A 1,465-nucleotide genomic window follows, 5' to 3' on the forward strand; every position below is an offset into this window, starting at 1 on the left:
GTCCTGGAACATGCCGCGGGCCACTTGCTCCGCGTCGCCGAGATCGATTGACGCCCCGGCCGACCCGGCCGCGCCAAAAGCCAGACGCGCGAATTGCAGACGGGCTGAAGCCTGCCGCGCGCTCTTGCTGATGAGCTCGAGTGCGAAATCACGCATGGAGGCGTCGCTGTCGTCTTCCAGAACCTCGAGTCCGTTCACGATAGCGCCAACGGGCGATATCACGTCGTGGCAAACGCGCGAACACAACAAGGCGGCAAGATCGAGCGAATCGAGTGAGATCGTAGCCATAGGGGCTCCAGCAGGCCGCGAGCGGCAAATGTGACGATTCCCGATACCCGTCCTTCGCTGCTTTGAAAAGCGGCAACAGGCTCGACACACCCTGTTCGAGGCGCAATAACAGGGAATGCAACTGCATTCCGTCGCCCCGGACGCCATCGCCTCGTCTCTCGCCACCATCGCACTGGAAGCGGGGCAGCTCTTGCGCGCGATGGAGCAGACGCTCGGCGATCACCGCACAAAAGAGGACGGATCGCCCACGACAGCCGCCGATCTCGCAGCGGAAGAGCTGATCATCGATCGCCTGCATCGGATCTGGCCGGATATTCCCGTCATTGCCGAGGAGACCACCTGCCACGCCTGCGCCGCCCGCCGTTTCTTCCTCGTCGACCCTCTCGACGGCACTCGCGACTACATCCACGGCACCGGCGAATACAGCGTCAACATTGCGCTGATCGAGGGACCGAGGCCGATCGCGGCGGCGCTTGCCGCGCCGGCTTTGAACCGCCTTTGGGCGGCAGGGGAAACCGCTCGAGGCGGCATGGTCGATCCGCAAACGTTGAATGTTGCCTGGCGCCCTATCGCGGCTCGCCCGGCCCCGGCCGAGGACCTGATTGCCCTGGTCAGCCGTCGCCACGGCGACCACGATACGGAGGCCTGCCTCAGCCCCATGAAAGTCGGTCAGCGCCGTCGCGCCTCTTCGGCTCTCAAGTTCGGTTTGATCGCCGATGGCGAGGCGGACCTCTATCTCAGATGCGGCCCCACCATGGAATGGGACACCGCAGCGGGAGATCATATCCTGACCTGCGCGGGCGGCGGTGTGATCGGGCCGGATGGCGAGCGCCTTACCTACGGTCATGAAGAGCGCCAATATCGCAACGGCCCCTTCGCCGCGATCGGCGACATGTCGCTCGCAGACTCGATCGTCTTCCCTGCGAGCACGCGTCCGGCCGTCGCCTGATCGGTCGTCAGGGCCAGCTGCATCCAACTGCCCTCCATCACAATTTCCCCTAAATCCGGCCCTAGCGCACGCAAACGCCGATGCGGTCGGCGCTGTAGAGAGATTGTTAGGGTTGATGGTCGTATTTTCCTTGTTCAACTCGGCCATGCCGTCCTGATGGCCTGCACCGGAGCCCTGCTCCGCCATCTCATGCGAGGGAGATCGCCCATGCGCTCGCGACACATGTCT

Annotated in this window: 1 protein-coding gene and 1 pseudogene; one reads left to right on the forward strand and one right to left on the reverse strand. The window is 64.0% G+C overall.

Translation table 11 applies throughout. The features are described 5' to 3' along the window. A pseudogene (locus AC1DT3_RS20870) lies at positions 1–288 on the reverse strand (histidine phosphotransferase); the annotation flags it as partial. A 115-nt stretch (positions 289–403) separates the two neighbouring features. Here AC1DT3_RS20870 and AC1DT3_RS20875 point away from each other — a divergent pair. Next, on the forward strand, positions 404–1,237 hold the full coding sequence (locus tag AC1DT3_RS20875; RefSeq protein ID WP_477467113.1) for a 3'(2'),5'-bisphosphate nucleotidase CysQ family protein: 834 nt from the start codon (positions 404–406) through the stop codon (positions 1,235–1,237). Positions 1,238–1,465 lie beyond the last annotated feature (228 nt).

The organism is Microvirga sp. P4_G7 (assembly GCF_056401005.1).

What these genes read in the sequence shown, in the direction of transcription:
- AC1DT3_RS20875 (WP_477467113.1), top strand. Translation starts at nt 404, where the DNA reads ATGCAACTGCATTCCGTCGCCCCGGACGCCATCGCCTCGTCTCTCGCC.